Origin of the sequence: Blastococcus sp. CT_GayMR19, assembly GCF_004570385.1 — a bacterium.
Lineage (GTDB): Bacteria > Actinomycetota > Actinomycetes > Mycobacteriales > Geodermatophilaceae > Blastococcus_B.
This window is the reverse complement of record NZ_SPQL01000010.1, coordinates 67,228-85,948: the sequence shown is the minus strand read 5'-3', so window position 1 is coordinate 85,948 and position 18,721 is coordinate 67,228. Positions and strand designations below refer to the sequence as shown.

Sequence of the window (18,721 nt, the reverse complement as noted above, 5' to 3'; positions counted from 1 at the left end):
ACGGCCGTGCCGCAACGCCCTTCCTGACCGTGCGTGAGCCCCTGACGCCGCTACGCTGGGTGTCATGCCCCCGCGCGAGGACGACATCGCCCCTCGCGTCGGCGCCCCTCGCTCGCGCACCCTGATCGTCGCCGGGGGCTTCGCCCTCGCGGCCGTGGCGACCCTCGCCGTCTTCCTCACCGACAACCCCCAGTACCTGCGGGTGGCCGTCGTGGCCGTGGCCTGGGCGTTCGTCCTGGCGACCTTCGCCGCCGGCCGGCGCGACACCGACCGGGTGGCCGCCTCGGCCCGCGAGGCGGAGCTGCGCCGGGCGTACGAGGCCGAGCTGGACCGGGAGGTGGCCGCCCGGCGCGAGTACGAGCTCGAGCTCGAGCACGAACTGCGCCGCGAGGCCGAGGAATCGATGCGGTACGAGCTCGACGCGCTGCGCGGTGACATCGCCGAGCTGTCGAGCCTGCGCGACGAGGTGGCACGGGTGTCCGAGCTGCGCGGTGATCTCGCCGCGCTCTCCGGCCTGCGTGACGACGTGGCCCGCGTCGCGGCTCTCCGGGACGACGTCGCCGCGCTGATGTCCCTGCGGCAGGAGCTCGGCCAGCTGGGCGACCTGCGCGCGGACATGGGCAGGCTCCGCGCGGAGCTCACCGAGCAGTTGTCGAGCGAGATGCTCGTCGAACGGATCGTCATGCGCACCCAGGCCAGCCGGCTGCCCGCGGAGCCGGGGCGGACGGACAGCGGACAGGGTCGCGCCCTCGACGGCAGCGGCTGGGCCGACGACGTCCCCCCGCGGGAGCTCACCGGCGGCTGGCCGGCGATCCGGTTGGACGAGCCACGCGAGACGCAGCACTTCGAGCAGGTCCGGGTCGAGCGGTCCGGTAGCCGGCCGCCGGTCCCTGGTTCCGCGGACGGCCGCACGTCCTGGCAGGTGTCCGCCGTCGAGCCCCGGCCCTGGGACGCTCCGCTCCCGACGCGGCACACCCCGGCCACCGGCGAGTGGTCGCCCGCCGCCGGGACCAGCGTCTGGCCGGCCGCACCGTCGACCGAGGCCGGATTCCTCCCGGAGGCGCACGTCGCGGACGAGCCCACCGGCCCGCCGCCGACGACGATGTCGGCGATCGCGCCGGCGTCGATCGCCCGTCCGCCGGCTCCCGTGGCGGCACCTCCCGCGACTCCACCCCCGCCCGCGTCGCCGTCGCCGCCGATGTGGCAAGCCCCCGGCCCGGCGTCGCCGCCCGTTCCCGCGGTCCAGGAGGGACGGCGCTCCCGCGCCGAGCTCCCACCGGTTCCGCCACCGGTGGCCCCGCCGTCCCCGCTCGACTGGCTGGCCGCCCGGTCGCTCCTCGACGGTCCGGCGCCGACGCCGTCCCGCCCGGAGGTGCCCCCGCTGCGGCGGCGGGCCGACGACGTGCTCCCGGTGGCCGAAGTCCCCGCCGAGCCGCGGACGGCGTACCGTCCGGCCGTCGCGCCGGGGCCGCCGTCCGTCCGGATCGACGACCGCGGTGGCTACCGCGTCGCGGTGCGCGACCAGGAACCCGCCACCGCCCCGGGGTCGGGGGAGGGCAACCGGCTGGCCGAGATCCTGGCGGAGAACGGCGTCACGCCGAGCTCCGGCGGTCGTCGTCGGCGCCGCTACCGCGACGAGGACGAGCCCGACGACGTGCTCGCCCGGGTGCTCGGCCAGAGCTGAGCGCTAGCGCCCGACCGAGAGCCGGCCGCCGTCGAGCACCAGCGTCTGCCCGGTGACCCAGCCGGCGCCGTCGCCGAGCAGGTACGCCGCCGCCTCCCCGACGTCCCGGGGCTCCCCGAGCCGGCCGGCCGGGTAGCCCGCGGCGACCTCCGCCTCGCGGCCCTCGTAGAGCGCCCCGGCGAAGCGGGTCTTGACGACCGCCGGAGCGACCGCGTTGACCCGCACCGCGGGGCCCAGCTCCACGGCCAGCTGCGTGGTCAGGTTGATGACCGCAGCCTTGCTGACGCCGTACGCGCCGATGTTCTCCGACGATCGCAGCCCCGCGACCGACGCGACGAAGAGCACCGAGCCGCCGTGCTCGGCCATCCAGGCCCGCCACGCCTCCTGGACCAGGCCCAGCGAGGACACGACGTTGGTGTCGAGGATCTTGCGGAAGGCGTCCAGATCCAGCTCGGTCAGCGGCCCGTAGACGGGGTTGACGCCGACGTTGCCGACGAGCATGTCCAGGCTGCCGAAGGTGTCGATCGCCGTCCGGACGGCGGTCGCCCGGTGGCCGGCGTCGCCGGCATGCCCGGGAACGGCGACCGCCACGTCGGGTCCGCCCAGTCCGTCGACTGCCTCGGCGAGGGCATCGGCCTTGCGCGCGGTGAGGACCACACGGGCGCCGCGGTCCACCAGGCTCCGCGCGATCCCGAGCCCGATGCCCCGGCTGCCGCCGGTCACCAGGGCGGTGCGTCCCTCCATCGTCCCCACGCTGCCTCCTCGCCGTCCCGGTCGTCGACGGTCACGGTAGAGCGGCCCCGCACGTGCCCTGGTCAGGGCTCCGCCCGCCCCGGGTGAGCCACCCCACACCCGGCAGACGTTGCGGAGGGCGAATCGGGGTTCCACACTCGCCATCGGCGATCAACGCGCGCGACACAGCCGGTTGCAGCGGGACGACGCCAGGCAGGACCCGCACCACCGCGACACAGCGCCATCCCTGCGGCCCACGACGATGTGGACCGCGACCGACGTCCGGTACCCGATCGGGACTGGAACGAGAGGTGCATCGATGCCTGCTCCCCGCAGGCCCGTCCGCGCTGCCGGACTGGCCCCTGCTTCCGCCGCGCCCGCCCGCCTCCGCGTGGGCATCATCGGCGCCGGCCGTGTCGGCGCCGTCCTGGGCGCCGCCCTCGCCGCCGCGGGTCACGACGTGGTCGCCGCGTCGGGCCTCTCCGCCGCCTCCGCCGAGCGCGCCGCGCGCCTGCTGCCCGGCGTTCCGCTGCTTCCCGCCGACGAGGTGGTCGCCGCCGCCGACCTGGTCGTGCTCGCCGTTCCCGACGACACCCTGTCCGGACTGGTCGCCGGCCTCGCCGAGACCGGCGTCTGGCGGGCGGGGCAGCTCACCTTCCACACCTCCGGCGCGCACGGCCTCGCCGTCCTCGCGCCCGCCGAGCGGGCCGGCGTCCTGCCGCTCGCACTGCATCCGGCGATGACCTTCTCCGGCGCCCCCGAGGACGCCGATCGCCTGTTCGGCGCACCGTTCGGGGTGACCAGCCGGGACGAGCACCGGCCGGTCGCCGAGACGCTGGTCCTCGAGATGGGCGGCGAGCCCTTCTTCGTGGCCGAGGACGACCGGCGGCTCTACCACGCCGCCCTGGTCACCGGCGCGAACCACCTGGTCACCCTGGTCGCCGAGGCCGCCGACCTGCTGCGGGCGGCGGGGATCGGCGACCCCGGCCGCGTGCTCGCGCCGCTCCTGACCGCGGCCCTCGACAACGGCCTGCGCCGCGGCGACCGGGGACTGACCGGCCCGGTCAGCCGGGGGGACGTCGGGACGGTGCGCCAGCACCTGGAGACCCTCACCGACCGCGCGCCCCAGGCGGTCGCCGCCTACGTGGCGATGGCGGAGCGGACCACGGAACGTGCCCTTGCCGCCGGCCGGCTGAAGAGGCACGAGGGCGCACCGCTCCTCGACCTCCTCGCCGCTGCCCGGGATCAGGACCCGGCGGGGTCGAGGTGACCGCCGTGATGGCACCGGTCGTCGCGGAGACCGCGGTCGACCTCCAGCGGCTGCGTCCGCAGCTTTCCGGCCCGGTGGCGCTGGTGCCGACGATGGGCGCGCTGCACGAGGGGCACCGGACGCTGGTCCGCGCCGCGAAGCAGCGGGCGGCGACCGTGGTCGTCTCCGTCTTCGTCAACCCGACCCAGTTCGGGCCGGGTGAGGACTTCGACCGTTATCCCCGTACCTGGGACGCCGACCTCGCCGCCCTGGCCGAGGAGGGCACCGACGTCGTGTTCCACCCCGGTGTGGACGACGTCTACCCCCCGGGCGCTCTCGGCGTCACGGTGCAGCCGGGACCGCTCGGGGACGTGCTCGAGGGGGCCGTCCGCCCCGGCCACTTCGCCGGCGTGCTGACCGTCGTCGCGAAGCTGTTCGGCCTGGTGCGCCCGGACGTCGCGCTGTTCGGCGAGAAGGACTACCAGCAGCTGACGCTCCTCCGCGCCATGGTGCGGGAGCTGGCGCTCGGCGTGGAGGTGGTCGGCGTGCCGACCGTCCGCGAGCACGACGGCCTGGCCCTGTCCAGCCGCAACCGCTACCTGTCCCCGGACCAGCGGGCGACCGCCGTGGCTATGTCGCGGGCGCTGCGCGCCGGCGCCGAGGCCGGGCCGAGGGGGGCCGAGGCCGTCCTCGCGGCGGCGTGGGCGGTCCTGGCCGCCCAACCGGAGCTGGTGCCGGACTACCTCGAGCTCACCGATCCCGATCTCGGTCCGGCCCCGTCCGCCGGCCCGGCCCGCCTGCTGGTCGCCGCCCGCGCCGGTACGACCCGTCTTCTCGACAACGTCGCGGTACAGCTGGGGGACCTCCGATGATGCGCACCATGCTCAAGTCCAAGATCCACCGCGCCACGGTCACGCAGGCAGACCTGCACTACGTGGGGTCCGTGACGGTCGACGAGGACCTGCTCGACGCCGCCGACCTGCTGCCCGGCGAGCAGGTGGCGATCGTCGACGTCACCAACGGCGCCCGCCTGGAGACCTACGTGATCCCCGGGGAGCGGGGGAGCGGCGTCATCGGCATCAACGGGGCCGCCGCGCACCTGGTGCACCCCGGCGATCTGGTCATCCTGATCAGCTACGGCCTGATGGACGAGTCCGAAGTCAAGAGCTGGATCCCGAAGGTGGTCCACGTCGACGGCGCCAACCGCGTCGTCGAACTGGGGAGCGACCCCGCGGCGCCGTCCCCGGGCGTGCTGGGGCAGGTCCGCGGCGACACCCTCGCCCGATGACGGCGGTCCTTCCGCCGCGGGCCGGCTGAGCCGTGCTGCTCACGGTCGACGTCGGCAACAGCCAGACCGTCCTCGCGACCTTCGACGGCGATCAGCGGGTGGGGTGCTGGCGGGTCACCACCTCGCCGCGGGCCACCGCCGACGAGCTGCGGATGCTGTGGCGTGGGCTGCTCCGCGACACCGAGATCACCGGCGTCGCGGCGTGCTCGACGGTGCCGAAGCTCCTGCCCGCGCTGCGCGAGCTGCTGGACTCCCTCGACGTGCCCGTGGTGCTCATCGGGCCGGGTGTGCGGACCGGCGTGCCGTTGCACGTCGACAACCCCCGTGAGGTCGGCGCCGACCGGGTCGTGACCGCACTGGCGGCGCACGAGCTCTTCGGACGGTGGCCCGACGGCCGGGGACGGCCGGTGGTCGTCGTCGACTTCGGCACCTCCACCAACGTCGACGCGATCGGGCCCGACGGTCAGTTCCTGGGCGGTGCGCTGGCACCGGGGGTGGAGGTCAGCCTGGACGCGCTGGCGACCCGGGCGGCCCAGCTGCGCTCCGTCGAGCTCACCGTGCCCGCACACGCGATCGGCAAGAACACCGTCGCCGCGCTGCAGTCGGGACTCGTGCTCGGTTTCGCCGGCCTGGTCGACGGTCTCGTCGACCGGATCGCGGCGGAAATCGTCGCCTCGTTCGGCGCGGCACCCGTCGTGGTCGCCACCGGGGGCCTGGCCCCGCTGGTGGTCGACAGCTGCCGCTCGGTCGGCGAGCGGGAGCCGGACCTCACGTCGCAGGGGCTCCGGCTCGCCTTCGAGCGGCACCAGTCCGGTCCCCACCCGGCCGGACGGCGCCCGGTCGCACCGTAGGCTGTCGCCCCGATGACTGAGGAACCGCCCCGCCCGTCCGACGACAGCGCCGGGAGCATCGCAGCGAGGCCGTTGGGAGTGGAGCGAGGAGCGGACCGGGGCGCGGAGTCCGACCCGTCGGCCCCGTCGACACAGTCCCCCGACGACGAACTGCCCGAGCAGCTTCGGGTCCGCCGGGCCAAGCTGGACCGCCTCCGGGCCGCCGGCGTCGACCCGTACCCGGTGACCGTCGAGCGGACCACGAGCCTGGCCGCCGTCCGGGCCGGGCACCCCGACCTGGAGCCGGACACCATGACCGGCCGGCAGGCGGGGGTCACGGGCCGGGTCATCTTCTTCCGCAACACCGGGAAGCTCTGCTTCGCCACGCTCCGCGAGGGCGACGCCGAGCTCCAGGTGATGCTCTCCCGCGACCGGGTCGGCGAGGAGTCCCTGGCCGCCTGGAAGGCCGACATCGACCTCGGCGACCACGTGCTGGTCACCGGCGAGGTGGGGACGTCGCGCCGCGGGGAGCTCTCGGTCTTCGCGGACTCGTGGCAGCTGACCGCCAAGGCGCTGCGCCCGCTGCCGGTGGCGCACAAGCCGATGAGCGAGGAGCTGCGGGTCCGCCGTCGCTACGTCGACCTCATCGTGCGCGACGAGGCCCGGCGAACGGTGCGCCAGCGGGCGCTCGTGATGGCGACATTGCGGGCGGGAATGGCGGCACGCGACTTCCTCGAGGTCGAGACGCCGATGCTGCAGACCGTGCACGGCGGCGCGACGGCCCGCCCGTTCCGGACGCACATGAACGCGTTCGATCTCGACCTGTATCTCCGGATCGCCCCCGAGCTGTTTCTCAAGCGCTGCATCGTCGGCGGGCTGGACCGGGTCTTCGAGATCAACCGGAACTTCCGCAACGAGGGCGCCGACAGCTCGCACTCCCCGGAGTTCGCGATGCTCGAGTGCTACCAGTCCTATGCCGACTACCAGGTGATGGCCACGCTCACCCGGGAATTGATCCAGGAGTGCTGTGCCGCGCTCTTCGGCGAGCACGTGGCGCGGCACCACGACGGCACCGAGGTCGACCTGTCGGGGGAGTGGCCGCAGGTGCCGCTCTACGGGATCGTCTCCGACGCGGTCGGGGAGAAGGTCACTCCCGAGACGCCCGTCGAGGAGCTCCGCACGATCGCCGCGCGCCACGAGGTCGGCATCGACCCGGCGTGGGGGCCGGGCAAGGTCGTGGAGGAGCTCTTCGAGGCGCTCGTGCAGCACACCCTGCAGGCGCCGACATTCGTCGTCGACTATCCGGTGGACACCTCCCCGCTGACCCGGGCGCACCGGTCGCAGCCGGGGCTCGCCGAGAAGTGGGATCTCTACATCGGCGGGATCGAGCGGGCCACCGCGTACTCCGAACTCGTGGACCCGGTCGCCCAGCGGGAACGTTTCACCGCCCAGGCCGCCCTCGCTGCCGCGGGTGATCCGGAGGCGATGGCGCTGGACGAGGACTTCCTCGAGGCGCTCGAGTACGGAATGCCACCGACCGGCGGTATGGGTATGGGTATGGACCGGCTCATGATGACGCTCACGGGTCTCGGAATTCGCGAAACCATCCTGTTCCCGCTGGTCAGGCCAATCACCTGAGCGTTTTCCTGTGAGACAGAACCGGTCCGGTTCGTTTCATTCGCAAGGATGACTCGCGCGAACTATTGGCGAAATGGCGCCGCGTTGTGATGTAATGGCTCCGTCGTCCCCACCGGGCGTCTATTCAGTTCGGCTCCCGGGCCGCTGCGAAGTGAGGAACCATAAATGGCGCGCAAGGTTCAGGTCATCCTGAGCGATGACCTCGACGAGAACCTGTCGGCCGACGAGACCGTGAGCTTCTCTCTCGACGGCACCTCGTACGAGATCGACCTGGCGGAGAAGAACGCCAAGGAACTGCGTGAGGTGTTCTCGCGCTACGTCTCCGCGGCCCGCAAGGTCGGCCGCGGAAATCGCGCCTCGGGCGGCGGCCGTTCGCGGGCCACCGGCGGGCGCATGGACCGCGAGCAGGCCGGCGCCATCCGCGACTGGGCCCGCAAGAACGGCCACGCGGTCAGCGACCGGGGTCGCATCCCGGCCAGCGTCGTCGAGGCCTACGAGGCCGCGCACTGACTCCACGACGTCGCGCGACGCAGCCGTACTGCTGATGTCCGTGTGACGTCCGCGCGTTTCGCGCGCCGTCCGGCCCGGTTCCCCGTCACGGGGAGCCGGGCCGTCGTCGTTCCGGGCTGACGGGCCGCGCGGACGACGGGAGGGCCGTGGGTGAGGAAATCAGTCCTCCCCGGCACCACCTGGGCCGATGGGCGGGGTGCCGACGCCGGCCCCGCCCGGCGGCGTCCCGTCCGCTGACGGCGTAACCGCACCGGAATTCCGGTCGGCACTGCCGAGGTTGGACAGGACAGCCGCGCACAGCCCCCGCCGGACGGCGACGGGACGTCGTGGTCCGCGACTACAGTGGAATGACCGGTGCCCCCAGCGCCGACGGATGTCGGGTGCCCCTTCCCCCGCCGGGAAGGGCAGTGCCGGACCAGCCGGTCGAAGGAGAAGCAGCAGATGTTCGAACGGTTCACCGACCGAGCCCGCCGCGTTGTTGTCCTGGCCCAGGAAGAGGCCCGGATGCTCAACCACAACTACATCGGCACCGAGCACATCCTCCTGGGCCTGATCCACGAGGGTGAGGGAGTCGCGGCCAAGGCGCTCGAGTCCCTCGGCATCTCGCTGGAGGGCGTGCGCCAGCAGGTGGAGGAGATCATCGGTCAGGGCCAGCAGGCGCCCTCCGGCCACATTCCCTTCACCCCGCGCGCCAAGAAGGTGCTGGAGCTGTCGCTGCGCGAGGCGCTGCAGCTCGGCCACAACTACATCGGCACCGAGCACATCCTGCTCGGCCTGATCCGCGAGGGCGAGGGCGTCGCCGCCCAGGTGCTCGTGAAGCTCGGCGCCGACCTCAACCGCGTCCGTCAGCAGGTCATCCAGCTGCTGTCGGGCTACCAGGGCAAGGAGCCGGCCGCGGCCGGCGGCCCCGCCGAGGGCACGCCGTCCACCTCGCTGGTCCTCGACCAGTTCGGCCGCAACCTGACCCAGGCCGCGCGCGACTCCAAGCTCGACCCGGTCATCGGGCGGGCCAAGGAGATCGAGCGCGTCATGCAGGTCCTGTCGCGGCGGACCAAGAACAACCCGGTCCTGATCGGCGAGCCCGGCGTCGGCAAGACCGCCGTCGTCGAGGGCCTGGCCCAGGCCATCGTCAAGGGCGAGGTGCCCGAGACGCTGAAGGACAAGCAGCTCTACACCCTCGACCTGGGCGCGCTCGTCGCCGGTTCCCGCTACCGCGGTGACTTCGAGGAGCGCCTCAAGAAGGTTCTCAAGGAGATCCGCACCCGCGGCGACATCATCCTGTTCATCGACGAGATCCACACGCTCGTCGGTGCGGGTGCCGCCGAGGGCGCGATCGACGCCGCCAGCATCCTCAAGCCGATGCTGGCCCGCGGTGAGCTGCAGACCATCGGCGCCACGACGCTCGACGAGTACCGCAAGCACCTGGAGAAGGACGCCGCGCTCGAGCGCCGCTTCCAGCCCATCCAGGTGGGCGAGCCGACGCTGCAGCACACCATCGAGATCCTCAAGGGCCTGCGTGACCGCTACGAGGCGCACCACCGGATCAGCATCACCGACGCCGCCCTGGTGGCGGCCGCGACGCTGGCCGACCGGTACATCTCCGACCGGTTCCTGCCCGACAAGGCGATCGACCTGATCGACGAGGCCGGCGCCCGCATGCGCATCAAGCGGATGACCGCCCCGCCGGACCTGCGCGAGTTCGACGAGCGGATCGCCGGCATCCGCCGCGAGAAGGAGTCGGCGATCGACGCGCAGGACTTCGAGAAGGCCGCGTCGCTGCGCGACAAGGAGAAGACCCTCCTGGGCGAGAAGGCCGAGCGCGAGAAGCAGTGGAAGGCCGGCGACATGGACGTCGTCGCCGAGGTCGACGACGAGCAGATCGCGGAGGTGCTGGCCAACTGGACCGGTATCCCGGTCTTCAAGCTGACCGAGGAGGAGACCTCGCGGCTGCTCCGCATGGAGGACGAGCTCCACAAGCGGATCATCGGCCAGGAAGAGGCCATCAAGAGCGTCAGCCAGGCCATTCGGCGGACGCGTGCGGGCCTCAAGGACCCGCGCCGTCCCGGCGGCTCGTTCATCTTCGCCGGCCCGTCCGGTGTCGGTAAGACCGAGCTGGCCAAGGCGCTGGCGCAGTTCCTCTTCGGTGAGGACGACGCGCTCATCCAGATCGACATGGGTGAGTTCCACGACCGCTTCACCGTGTCGCGACTCGTCGGTGCCCCTCCCGGTTACGTCGGGTACGACGAGGGTGGTCAGCTGACCGAGAAGGTGCGGCGGAAGCCGTTCTCGGTGGTCCTCTTCGACGAGATCGAGAAGGCCCACGCCGACGTGTTCAACACGCTGCTGCAGGTGCTGGAGGACGGCCGGCTCACCGATGGTCAGGGCCGGGTCGTGGACTTCAAGAACACGATCCTGATTCTCACGACCAACCTCGGTACGCGGGACATCTCCAAGGCCGTGGGTCTGGGCTTCCAGGTCGGGAACGACACCGCGAGCAACTACGAGCGGATGAAGAACAAGGTCAACGAGGAGCTCAAGCAGCACTTCCGGCCGGAGTTCCTCAACCGCATCGACGACATCGTGGTGTTCCACCAGCTCACCGAGAACGAGATCATCAACATCGTCGATCTCATGGTGGCCCGGGTCGAGAGCCAGCTGGCCAACAAGGACATGGCGCTCGAGATCACGCCCGCGGCGAAGAAGCTGCTGGCGCACCGGGGCTTCGACCCGGTGCTGGGTGCCCGGCCGCTGCGCCGGACCATCCAGCGCGAGATCGAGGACGCGCTGTCGGAGAAGATCCTCTACGGCGAGATCACCGCGGGCCAGATCATCGTGGTGGACGTCGACGAGGCCGAGGGTGCGGCGCAGAAGTTCACCTTCCGCGGCGAGCCCAAGCCGATCGCTGTTCCCGACACCCCGCCGGTCGCCCTCTCGGGCGCCGAGGGTTCGGGCGACGAGGAAGGCCCGGCCGCCAAGGCCGAGTGAGCCCGCACGACACCGGAGGCCGCTCCCACCGCGAGGTGGGAGCGGCCTCCGCGTTTGTGGTGGAGTTGATCATCGAGTTGTATTCGCTCGCTGCGGCGAGTCCCCGCGGGTCGGCGGCAACGACCCGATGATCAACTCTGGGGGAGGGTGAACCTGCCGTCGTCGGTCTGCTCGACCAGGCCGTCGGTGAGCAGGGAGTCCAGGCAGCGGGACCGCTGGACGGCGTCGTCCCAGGCGGCGTCGAGCTCGGGTGGCGCGACCGGCGCGTGCGCGGCCCGCAGCACGTCGAGCAGCCGCCCGCGCACCTGCCGGTCCGTGCCGGCGAACTTCTGCACCCGGCGCGGCGGTCCGGCGTGCGGCGGCCGGCCGGCCAGCTGCCAGGCGCAGCGCTCCCGGACGGGGCAGACGCCGCACCGCGGGGTGCCGGCCACGCAGACGAGGGCTCCGAGCTCCATGACGGCGACCGAGAAGCGCACGGCGCGCTCCCGCTGGGGTGGCGCCAGCGCGTCGATGTCGGCCAGGTCGGTGGCACGCGCGTTCCCCGCCTCTGCCCGTCCGTGCACCAGCCGGGCCACCACGCGCCGCACGTTGGTGTCCACGACCGCCTGCGGGCTGCCGTAGCCGAAGCACGCGACGGCGCGCGCGGTGTAGGTGCCCACCGCGGGCAGCGCCTCGAGCACGGCGACCTCGCTCGGGACCACTCCGCCGTGCCGCTCCACGACGGCGACGGCGGCCTCCCGCAGCCGCAGCGCCCGGCGTGGGTAGCCGAGCTTTCCCCAGGCGCGGATGACCTCGGCCGGCGTGGCCGCGGCGAGGGCGGCCGGCGAGGGCCAGCGGGTGAGCCAGTCCCGCCACACCGGCTCCACCCGGGCGACCGGCGTCTGCTGGAGCATGACCTCGCTGACCAGGACGGCCCACGCGTCGATGCCCGGACGGCGCCACGGGAGGTCCCGCGCGGCGCCGGCGTACCAGTCCACGATCACGTCGCCGGTGCTCCTCGGTCCGGGCACGGGGTCGGCGGGCACAGCATCGGATCGGTTCACGGCGGCTCCAGTGTGCCCCGGCGCCCGGCAGCGGCGTGCCGGACGCACCCGGCTCGTCGCGGGCTACTACCGTTCGCGGCGTGCTGCACCCGGTCGGCAAGCTGCCCGCTGCCGTCTACTGGCGGCGACGCCTGACGGTGCTGGCGCTGCTGCTCGCCGTCCTGGGTGGGCTGGGATACCTCGGCTTCGTCCTGCTGAGCAGCCGGGACGACGACGCCACCCCCGCCGCTGCGGCTGCGACGGGGGCGGCCACGTCCCCGGCCCGCCCGCCCGCGCTGGAACGGGTGGTCCCGTCCTTCGAGTCCCTCTCGACGCCCACCCCGCCGGCGGTGCTCGCGGCCGAGAGCGTGGCCGCACCGGCCGCACCGGCCGCACCGGCAGCAGGCGATCCCTGCAGCGACGACATGATCACGCTGGAGGTCCGCACACCGCCGGTGGTCGCGATCGGGAGCAAGCCGACGTTCGAGCTGCTGGTGGCGAACGTGTCCGCCGTGCCGTGCGTCCGGACTCTCGACAAGGGCCTCCAGGAACTCCTCCTGCTCGATGCGGCAGGCGCCCGCATCTGGGGCAGCAACGACTGCTTTCCCGAGGCGAGCACGGACAGCCGCACGCTGGCTCCGGGGGAGACCGTCGCGTTCCCCGTGCTCTGGGGTGGGCTGACCAGCGAACCGACCTGCACCGCCGCCCGTGCGGCGCCGCCCGCCGGGGCCTACCTGCTGCGAGGCCGTCTCGACACCAAGATCTCGGCGGACGTCGCGATCACCCTGGGGTGACGCGGACTCAGCAGCGCCGCAGGCGCTGATGACTCACCCCAGGTGCGCTCAGCTGTAGCGGTCGAGGATCGAGGTCTCGGCCAGCCGGGAGAGACCCTCGCGGATCCCGCGGGCCCGCGCCTCGCCGACGCCCTCGACGGTGAGCAGGTCCTCGATGGTGGCCGCGAGGAGCTTCTGCAGGCCGCCGAAGTGGTCGACCAGCCGGTCGATGATCCCGCCCGGCAGTCGCGGTACGCGGTTGAGCAACCGGTAGCCGCGGGGGCTGACGGGAGAGTCGAGAGCATCCGGCGACGTCGGCAGGCCGTAGCAGCGGGCCACGGCGGACAGGTCAAGCAGCTCCGTGGCCGTCAGAGCCCGCAGGTCGACGAGGACCTGCTCGATGGTGCGTGGCCGACGCACGCCGCCCGGCAGGTAGTCGCGCACCAGCAGGCCGCGGTCCTCCTCGACCCCGGCCAGCATCTCGTCCAGCTGGAGGGCGAGCAGCCGGCCGTCGGTGCCCAGCTCGACGACGAAGCCCTCGATCTCGTCGGCGATCCGGCGGACCATCTCCAGCCGCTGGCTGACGCTCATCGCGTCGCGGACCGTGACGAGGTCCTCGATCTCCAGCGCGGAGAGGGTGCTCGCCACCTCGTCCAGTCGCAGCTTGTAGCGCTCCAGGGCGGCGAGGGCCTGGTTGGCGCGGGCCAGGATCGTCGTCGGGTGCTCGAGGGTGTACCGGCGGCCGGCCACGTACACGCTGATGATGTGCATCGACTGGCTGACCGAGAGGACGGGGAAGTCGGTCTGGATGGCCACCCGCTCCGCGGTGCGGTGGCGGGTTCCCGACTCCTCGGTGGGGATCGTCGGATCGGGCATCAGGTGGACGCCGGCCCGCACGATCCGCGTGCCGTCGTAGGAGACGATCACCGCGCCGTCCATCTTGGCCAGCTCCCGGAGGCGGGTGGCCGACAGGGCGACGTCGAGGGCGAACCCGCCGGTGCACAGCGACTCGACCACCCGGTCGTACCCGAGCACGATGAGCGCGCCGGTGCGGCCGGCCAGGATCCGCTCCAGTCCGTCCCGCAGAGCGGTGCCGGGGGCGATGCGGCCGAGAAGTTCGCGTAGTGCGACCTCGGGGTCCACAACGGCGGGCACGAGCGCTCCTGACGGTCGAGAGGTGCGGGGGCCGAGTCTACGTGGCCTAACCCCCCGGGCACCGGGCTCGGGTCCCCGGGCCCCTGGCCCGGGGCGGCACCGTGCCCGGCGTACCGAGACTGTAGAGGGCTAGAACAACCGCGCGAAGGCGGAGCCCAGGTCGGGGACCTCCACCAGGCGCATCCCCGGGGGTGCCGAACCGGCGTCCTCGGGAACGAGTGCCACCTTGTATCCCTGGCGTGCGGCCTCGGCCAGCCGTCGCCCGGTTCCGCCGACCCGCCGGATCTCCCCGGAGAGGCCCACCTCGCCGAGCGCGATGGTGCCGGACGGCAACGCCCGATCCTTGGCCGCCGACGCGATGGCCAAGGCCAGGGCCAGGTCGGCGGCGGGCTCCGCGATCCGGACCCCGCCCACCGAGGCGGCGAAGACGTCGGCGTCACCGAGCTTGACCCCGCCGCGGCGCTCGACCACGGCGTTCACCATCGCCACCCGCTGCGCGTCCAGGCCGCTCACCGCCCGCCGCGGTGAGCCACCCCCGCCCGAGGTCGCGACCAGCGCCTGCACCTCCGCGAGGAGTGGCCGGCTGCCCTCCATGGTCACGGTGACGCAGCTGCCCGCGACCGGGGCCGTGCGACGGGAGACGAACAGGTGCGAGGGGTCGGGCACCCCGACGACGCCGGCGTCACCGATCTCGAAGCAGCCGATCTCGTCGGCCGGGCCGAAGCGGTTCTTGGTCGCCCGCACCAGGCGCAGGGTGGAGTGCCGCTCGCCGTCGAAGGAGATCACCACGTCGACGAGGTGCTCCAGCGTCCGCGGCCCCGCGATCGCGCCGTCCTTGGTGACGTGCCCGACCAGGATCGTGGTCATGCCCCGGCTCTTCGCCACGGCGCTGAGCGCGCTCGCCACGGCTCGCACCTGGGTGGCGCCGCCGTCGGTGCCGTCGACGGCGGGGGAGCGGACGGTCTGCACGCTGTCCAGGATCAACAACGAGGGGTTGACCGCCTCGACGTGCGCGAGGACCGCGGACAGCTCCGTCTCCGCCGCCAGGTACAGGGCGGGGTGCAGGGCCCCGATCCGTTCGGCGCGCAGCCGCACCTGAGCGGCGGACTCCTCGCCGGACACGACCAGGGCCGGACCGTTGGTGGCCGCGACCCGGTGGGCGACCTCGAGCAGGAGCGTGGACTTCCCGACACCGGGCTCGCCGGCCACCAGCAGCACCGCTCCGGGGACCAGACCACCGCCGAGAACCCGGTCGAACTCGTCGATCCCGGTCGGCACCGCTCGCGCGCCGGCGAGCTCGACCTCGGCGATGGGCCGGGCGGGGGCCGTGACCGGACCGGCGGACACCGCGCGCAGGGGTGCAGCCACCGCGCCGGATTCCGCGAGCGTGCCCCAGGCCTGGCACTCGGGGCACCGGCCGACCCACTTCGACGAGGCGTAGCCGCACTCGGAGCAGCGGTGGGACGGGCGGGCGGACTTCACTCCAGCGGACGGCACGCGGCGACGCTAACCGCCGGGTACGACAAGTCGGGGGAGGACGGGCAGGGCCGGGTCAGCCCTCGCCGCCCTCGCGCTGCTCGCCCTCCGCGCTCTCCTCGGTGCCCTCTTCGTGGTGGAAGTCGAAGGCCTCGCCGCGCTCCACGCTCTCCGACGGTGTGTCGACGGTGACGGGGAGGGTGATCTCGCCGGCGTTCTCGAAGGTCAGCGTCAGCTCGAGGTACTGCCCCGTCGTGAGCGCCTCGTCGAGATCGGTGAGGGTGACGGTGAGCTCGTCGCCGATGAAGACGGCGGAGTCCCCCGGGATCTCGATGCCGTCGGCGGAGGAGCTGCTCCCGGTCGAGCTGCCGACGCCGGTGGCCGTCGAGCCGTCGTCGAACTCGACGTCGCCGAAGCCCTCACCGCTGATGTCGACGAGGGTGTCGGCCTCGGTGCCGGTGTTGACGACGGCCACCTGCAGCTCGGCGTCGTCCCCCCGCTCGTAGAAGCCCTCGGTCGGCGAGAGGAACTGGGCCTGGCGGATGGTGAGGTCGCCGACCTGCCCCATCGCGCCGGTCTTGTCCCGCTCCTGCGTGGCGGTCTGGGTGACCTGCCCCGCGCTGCACGCGGAGAGCGCGACGGGGGAGAGGAGCAGCACGCCCATCGTGGCGGCGCGCAGCGCGCGGTTCACAGCCGTCGACCTCCACACACGTTACGGACCGGTCACCGCGGGATCGGCGACACGGGGTTCCGGGCGAGCGTATCGGGCCGCCCGGGGGATCCGCCCGAGGGAACACCGGAGCGCTCGCGCGTCCCCCCTCGGAGGGGCTCCGGTTCACGGTCCGGTGCGCATCCGCCGATGAGTACAGGAGCGATCGATCGGGCGGAGGAGGGTGCATGCGGACAGGTGTCGCTTTCGACGACGTCCTCACCGCGGCGCAGGCCGGTGCCGCCTGGGCCTTCGAGGTGCTGTACCGCGACCTGTCGCCGGTGGTCACCGGATACCTGCGGCTGCACGGTGCGGCCGAGCCCGACGACCTCGCCAGCGAGACCTTCCTCGGTGTCTTCACCGGCCTGGCCGGGTTCTCCGGGGACGAGGACGCCCTGCGCAGCTGGGTGTTCACCATCGCCCACCGCAGGCTGATCGACGACTGGCGACGGCGCAGTCGCCGTCCCCAGGTCACCGACGACGCCGGCGACCTCACCCTGCTCCCCGGCGGCGACGCCGAGGACGACGCCCTGATCCGTGTCGGCACCGAGGACGTCCACCGGATGTGCGCCGGGCTGCCCGACGACCAGCGCTCGGTCCTGCTCCTCCGCGTCCTCGCCGACCTGACGGTCGAGCAGGTCGCAGGCGTCATGGGGAAGTCGGTCGGCTCGGTCAAGGCGCTCCAGCGGCGTGGCCTCCGGACCCTGCGCGACCGGCTCGAGAAGCCGTCCGAAAAAACTTCCGGCGTCCGCGTACCCCTGGGGATCCGGCCGGCGATGACAGGGGTGAGATGACCACAGCAGCCGACGACTCCGCCGTCGAGGACGCCTTCGAGGCGATCCTCGCGGGCCGGCCCGTCCCCGAGAGGGCGGCCGGACTGGCCGCCTTCACCGGGGCGGTCCGGGCGAGCGCGACGACGCCGGGACGGCCCCATGCCGCCCTGGCGGAGCTGCTGGCCACTGGTCTTCTCACCGACCAGTCGAGCCCGTCCGTCCGGACGGCTACATCGGCCGGGAGCGTGCCCGCGCGGCGCAGCTCCCGCGTCCGGACAAGGAGACGTCCCGCCATGATCATCTCTGCCCTCTTCGTCAAGTTCCTGTCCGCGGGCGCCGTGGCGCAGGCCGCCACCGGCGCGACCGTCGCCGTGGTCGCCTTCACGGGTGTGGGTGCCGTCGGCGCCCTCCCGGACCCGGTCCAGGACACGTTCGCCACCGTCGTCGCCGACATCACCCCGATCGAGCCCCCGACGTCCGGAGAGACGACCGGGGACGTCGTCCCGGAGGAGCCCCTCCCCGAGGCCATTCCCGTCGCGGCGCCCGAGGACGCCGAGACCGGGACCACGGAGGGCACCGGGGCCGCGGAGGAAGCCGAGTTCGACGTCGCGGCATGGGCCGTGGCAGGACCGGAGGGTTACGACTCCTTCGGCGCGTGGCTCACCGAGGGCACGCACAAGGAGGAGTTGAAGGCCGTGCTGCAGGCCAAGGGCATGGGCCTCGGTGACGTGGTCAGCGGGCTGAGGAACGGCAAGGGCATCGACAAGGAGGTCCTCGCGGCCCTCGGCGTGGAGATCGACGACCCGGCCGCCGCTCCGGCCGAGCCGGAGCCCGTCGTGGACGAGGCCGTGGCACCGCAGCCCGAGGTCGCGGCGACCCAGGACTCCGGCCCGCGCAAGGACAAGAGCAACGGCAACAACGGCAACGGCAGCAAGCGCGGCAACGGCAACGGCAACGGAAACGGCAACGGCAAGAACTGAGTCGACCGGGCGGCCGGCACCCTGCCGGCCGCCCCCGGTTCAGGCGAGGGCGGCCCCGCCGGCGAGCAGCAGCACCACGTCGAGGACCGTCAGCAGCATCACCGCCGGGAACGCCGCACGGCGGAAGCGGGCGGTCGCCGCGAGGGCAGCGATTCCCACGGCGGGCAGGGCCAGCGCCAGGCCCGCCCAGCCGGCCGGCGTCGGTGACCCCTCCGGGCCGAGCACCAGGACGACCGAGGCGCTCCCCAGCAGCAGGGCCCCGGTCACCGCGGACACCTGGGCTCCCAGCCGGTGCGGCAGACCCCGCACCCCGGTCGCCGCGTCGTCCTCCAGGTCGGGTGCCACGTTCGCCAGATGGGCCGCTGCCCCGAGCGCCGCGCCCGCGGTGATCAGCCACCACGGGGCGAGCGGGGTGCCCGGCGCCGCGGCGACCACGCCGGCCGGCAGGGCGCCGAAGCCCACGACATACCCGAGCACGGACGCCGGTGTGCGCTTGAGACCCGCGTTGTAGGCCCACCCGCTGGCGACCAGCGCCAGCAGCAGCAGTCCGGGGACCAGCCCGAGCAGCAGCGACAGGACGACGGCCGTGGCTGCCGCGACGAGTGCCGCGCCGCGCAGCTGCGCGGGTCCCACGGCGCCCTGCACGACCGGCTTGTCGGTGCGCGCCACCGCTCGGTCACGGTCGGCGTCGAGCCAGTCGTTGCTCCATCCGATGGACGCCTGACCCGCGAGGACGGCCAACGTGAGCAGGGCGGTGCGGGAAGGGGAGACCCCCGCCGTGATCGCCAGGAGCGTGGCCACCGTGGTGACGGCGCCTGTGGGGCCGGCATGGGTGGCCGCGACGAGGGCCCGGAGGTACGGGAAGCGCCGCGCACCCACCGGCGACACCTCGACCATGACGCCGTCCCCTCCTGTGC

General features: G+C 73.3%; 17 protein-coding genes. 11 read left to right on the top strand and 6 right to left on the bottom strand.

Annotated elements, in window-relative coordinates; translation table 11 throughout:
* The first annotated feature begins 64 nt into the window (after nt 1–64).
* Nucleotides 65–1,684, top strand: coding sequence for a DUF6779 domain-containing protein (locus tag E4P39_RS14760; protein ID WP_135137334.1), 1,620 nt, complete (start codon nt 65–67; stop codon nt 1,682–1,684).
* A 3-nt stretch (nt 1,685–1,687) separates the two neighbouring features.
* On the opposite strand, the gene E4P39_RS14755 is transcribed toward E4P39_RS14760, so the two are convergent.
* Nucleotides 1,688–2,428 (bottom strand): SDR family oxidoreductase, encoded by a 741-nt coding sequence (locus tag E4P39_RS14755; protein ID WP_135137333.1) that lies wholly within the window; start codon nt 2,426–2,428, stop codon nt 1,688–1,690.
* A gap of 307 nt (nt 2,429–2,735) precedes the next feature.
* Between E4P39_RS14755 and E4P39_RS14750 the strand changes: the two genes are divergently transcribed.
* The 7 genes from E4P39_RS14750 (at nt 2,736) to E4P39_RS14720 (ending at nt 10,916) form a co-directional block, all read left to right on the top strand.
* The gene (locus E4P39_RS14750; protein ID WP_135137332.1) at nt 2,736–3,686 is read left to right on the top strand and encodes a DUF2520 domain-containing protein; all 951 of its coding nucleotides are present in this window, start codon (nt 2,736–2,738) and stop codon (nt 3,684–3,686) included.
* 8 nt (nt 3,687–3,694) lie between these two features.
* Entirely contained in the window at nt 3,695–4,537 is an 843-nt protein-coding gene (gene panC / locus E4P39_RS14745; protein WP_135137331.1) for a pantoate--beta-alanine ligase, read from the top strand.
* Complete coding sequence (panD, locus tag E4P39_RS14740; protein WP_135137330.1) at nt 4,534–4,953, top strand: aspartate 1-decarboxylase; 420 nt, start codon at nt 4,534–4,536, stop codon at nt 4,951–4,953. Before panC ends, panD begins: the two co-directional genes overlap by 4 nt.
* A 32-nt stretch (nt 4,954–4,985) precedes the next feature.
* Nucleotides 4,986–5,804 carry a type III pantothenate kinase gene (locus E4P39_RS14735; RefSeq protein WP_135137329.1) on the top strand — a complete coding sequence of 273 codons (819 nt, stop codon included), beginning with the start codon at nt 4,986–4,988 and terminating at the stop codon, nt 5,802–5,804.
* 12 nt (nt 5,805–5,816) lie between these two features.
* A complete protein-coding gene (lysS, locus tag E4P39_RS14730; RefSeq protein WP_135137328.1) occupies nt 5,817–7,421 on the top strand; it encodes a lysine--tRNA ligase in 1,605 nt (534 codons plus the stop codon).
* A gap of 165 nt (nt 7,422–7,586) precedes the next feature.
* Nucleotides 7,587–7,931, top strand: coding sequence for an Lsr2 family protein (locus E4P39_RS14725; RefSeq protein ID WP_135137327.1), 345 nt, complete (start codon nt 7,587–7,589; stop codon nt 7,929–7,931).
* A gap of 441 nt (nt 7,932–8,372) precedes the next feature.
* A complete protein-coding gene (locus E4P39_RS14720; protein ID WP_135137326.1) occupies nt 8,373–10,916 on the top strand; it encodes an ATP-dependent Clp protease ATP-binding subunit in 2,544 nt (847 codons plus the stop codon).
* 131 nt (nt 10,917–11,047) lie between these two features.
* Here the strand turns inward: E4P39_RS14720 and E4P39_RS14715 are convergent, their stop codons facing one another.
* The gene (locus tag E4P39_RS14715; protein ID WP_280790866.1) at nt 11,048–11,959 is read right to left on the bottom strand and encodes an A/G-specific adenine glycosylase; all 912 of its coding nucleotides are present in this window, start codon (nt 11,957–11,959) and stop codon (nt 11,048–11,050) included.
* Nucleotides 11,960–12,039: 80 nt separating this feature from the next.
* Between E4P39_RS14715 and E4P39_RS14710 the strand changes: the two genes are divergently transcribed.
* Nucleotides 12,040–12,732, top strand: coding sequence for a MucR family transcriptional regulator (locus tag E4P39_RS14710; protein ID WP_135137325.1), 693 nt, complete (start codon nt 12,040–12,042; stop codon nt 12,730–12,732).
* A gap of 48 nt (nt 12,733–12,780) precedes the next feature.
* On the opposite strand, the gene disA is transcribed toward E4P39_RS14710, so the two are convergent.
* The 3 genes from disA to E4P39_RS14695 form a co-directional block, all read right to left on the bottom strand.
* Entirely contained in the window at nt 12,781–13,866 is a 1,086-nt protein-coding gene (disA, locus tag E4P39_RS14705; RefSeq protein ID WP_135137324.1) for a DNA integrity scanning diadenylate cyclase DisA, read from the bottom strand.
* 129 nt (nt 13,867–13,995) lie between these two features.
* Nucleotides 13,996–15,363, bottom strand: coding sequence for a DNA repair protein RadA (gene radA, locus E4P39_RS14700; protein ID WP_135137323.1), 1,368 nt, complete (start codon nt 15,361–15,363; stop codon nt 13,996–13,998).
* A 55-nt stretch (nt 15,364–15,418) separates the two neighbouring features.
* Nucleotides 15,419–16,033, bottom strand: a complete 615-nt coding sequence (locus E4P39_RS14695; RefSeq protein ID WP_135137322.1) for a copper chaperone PCu(A)C — start codon at nt 16,031–16,033, stop codon at nt 15,419–15,421.
* A gap of 206 nt (nt 16,034–16,239) precedes the next feature.
* Here E4P39_RS14695 and E4P39_RS14690 point away from each other — a divergent pair, with 206 nt between their 5' ends.
* Both E4P39_RS14690 and E4P39_RS22395 read left to right on the top strand, forming a co-directional pair.
* Nucleotides 16,240–16,845 carry an RNA polymerase sigma factor gene (locus tag E4P39_RS14690; RefSeq protein WP_135137321.1) on the top strand — a complete coding sequence of 202 codons (606 nt, stop codon included), beginning with the start codon at nt 16,240–16,242 and terminating at the stop codon, nt 16,843–16,845.
* Nucleotides 16,842–17,804: a hypothetical protein gene (locus tag E4P39_RS22395; protein WP_167761879.1), complete on the top strand. Its 963-nt coding sequence runs from the start codon at nt 16,842–16,844 to the stop codon at nt 17,802–17,804. Before E4P39_RS14690 ends, E4P39_RS22395 begins: the two co-directional genes overlap by 4 nt.
* 39 nt (nt 17,805–17,843) lie before the next feature.
* Here the strand turns inward: E4P39_RS22395 and E4P39_RS14680 are convergent, their stop codons facing one another.
* A complete protein-coding gene (locus tag E4P39_RS14680) occupies nt 17,844–18,701 on the bottom strand; it encodes a UbiA family prenyltransferase (RefSeq protein WP_135137320.1) in 858 nt (285 codons plus the stop codon).
* Between the last annotated feature and the right edge of the window lie 20 nt (nt 18,702–18,721).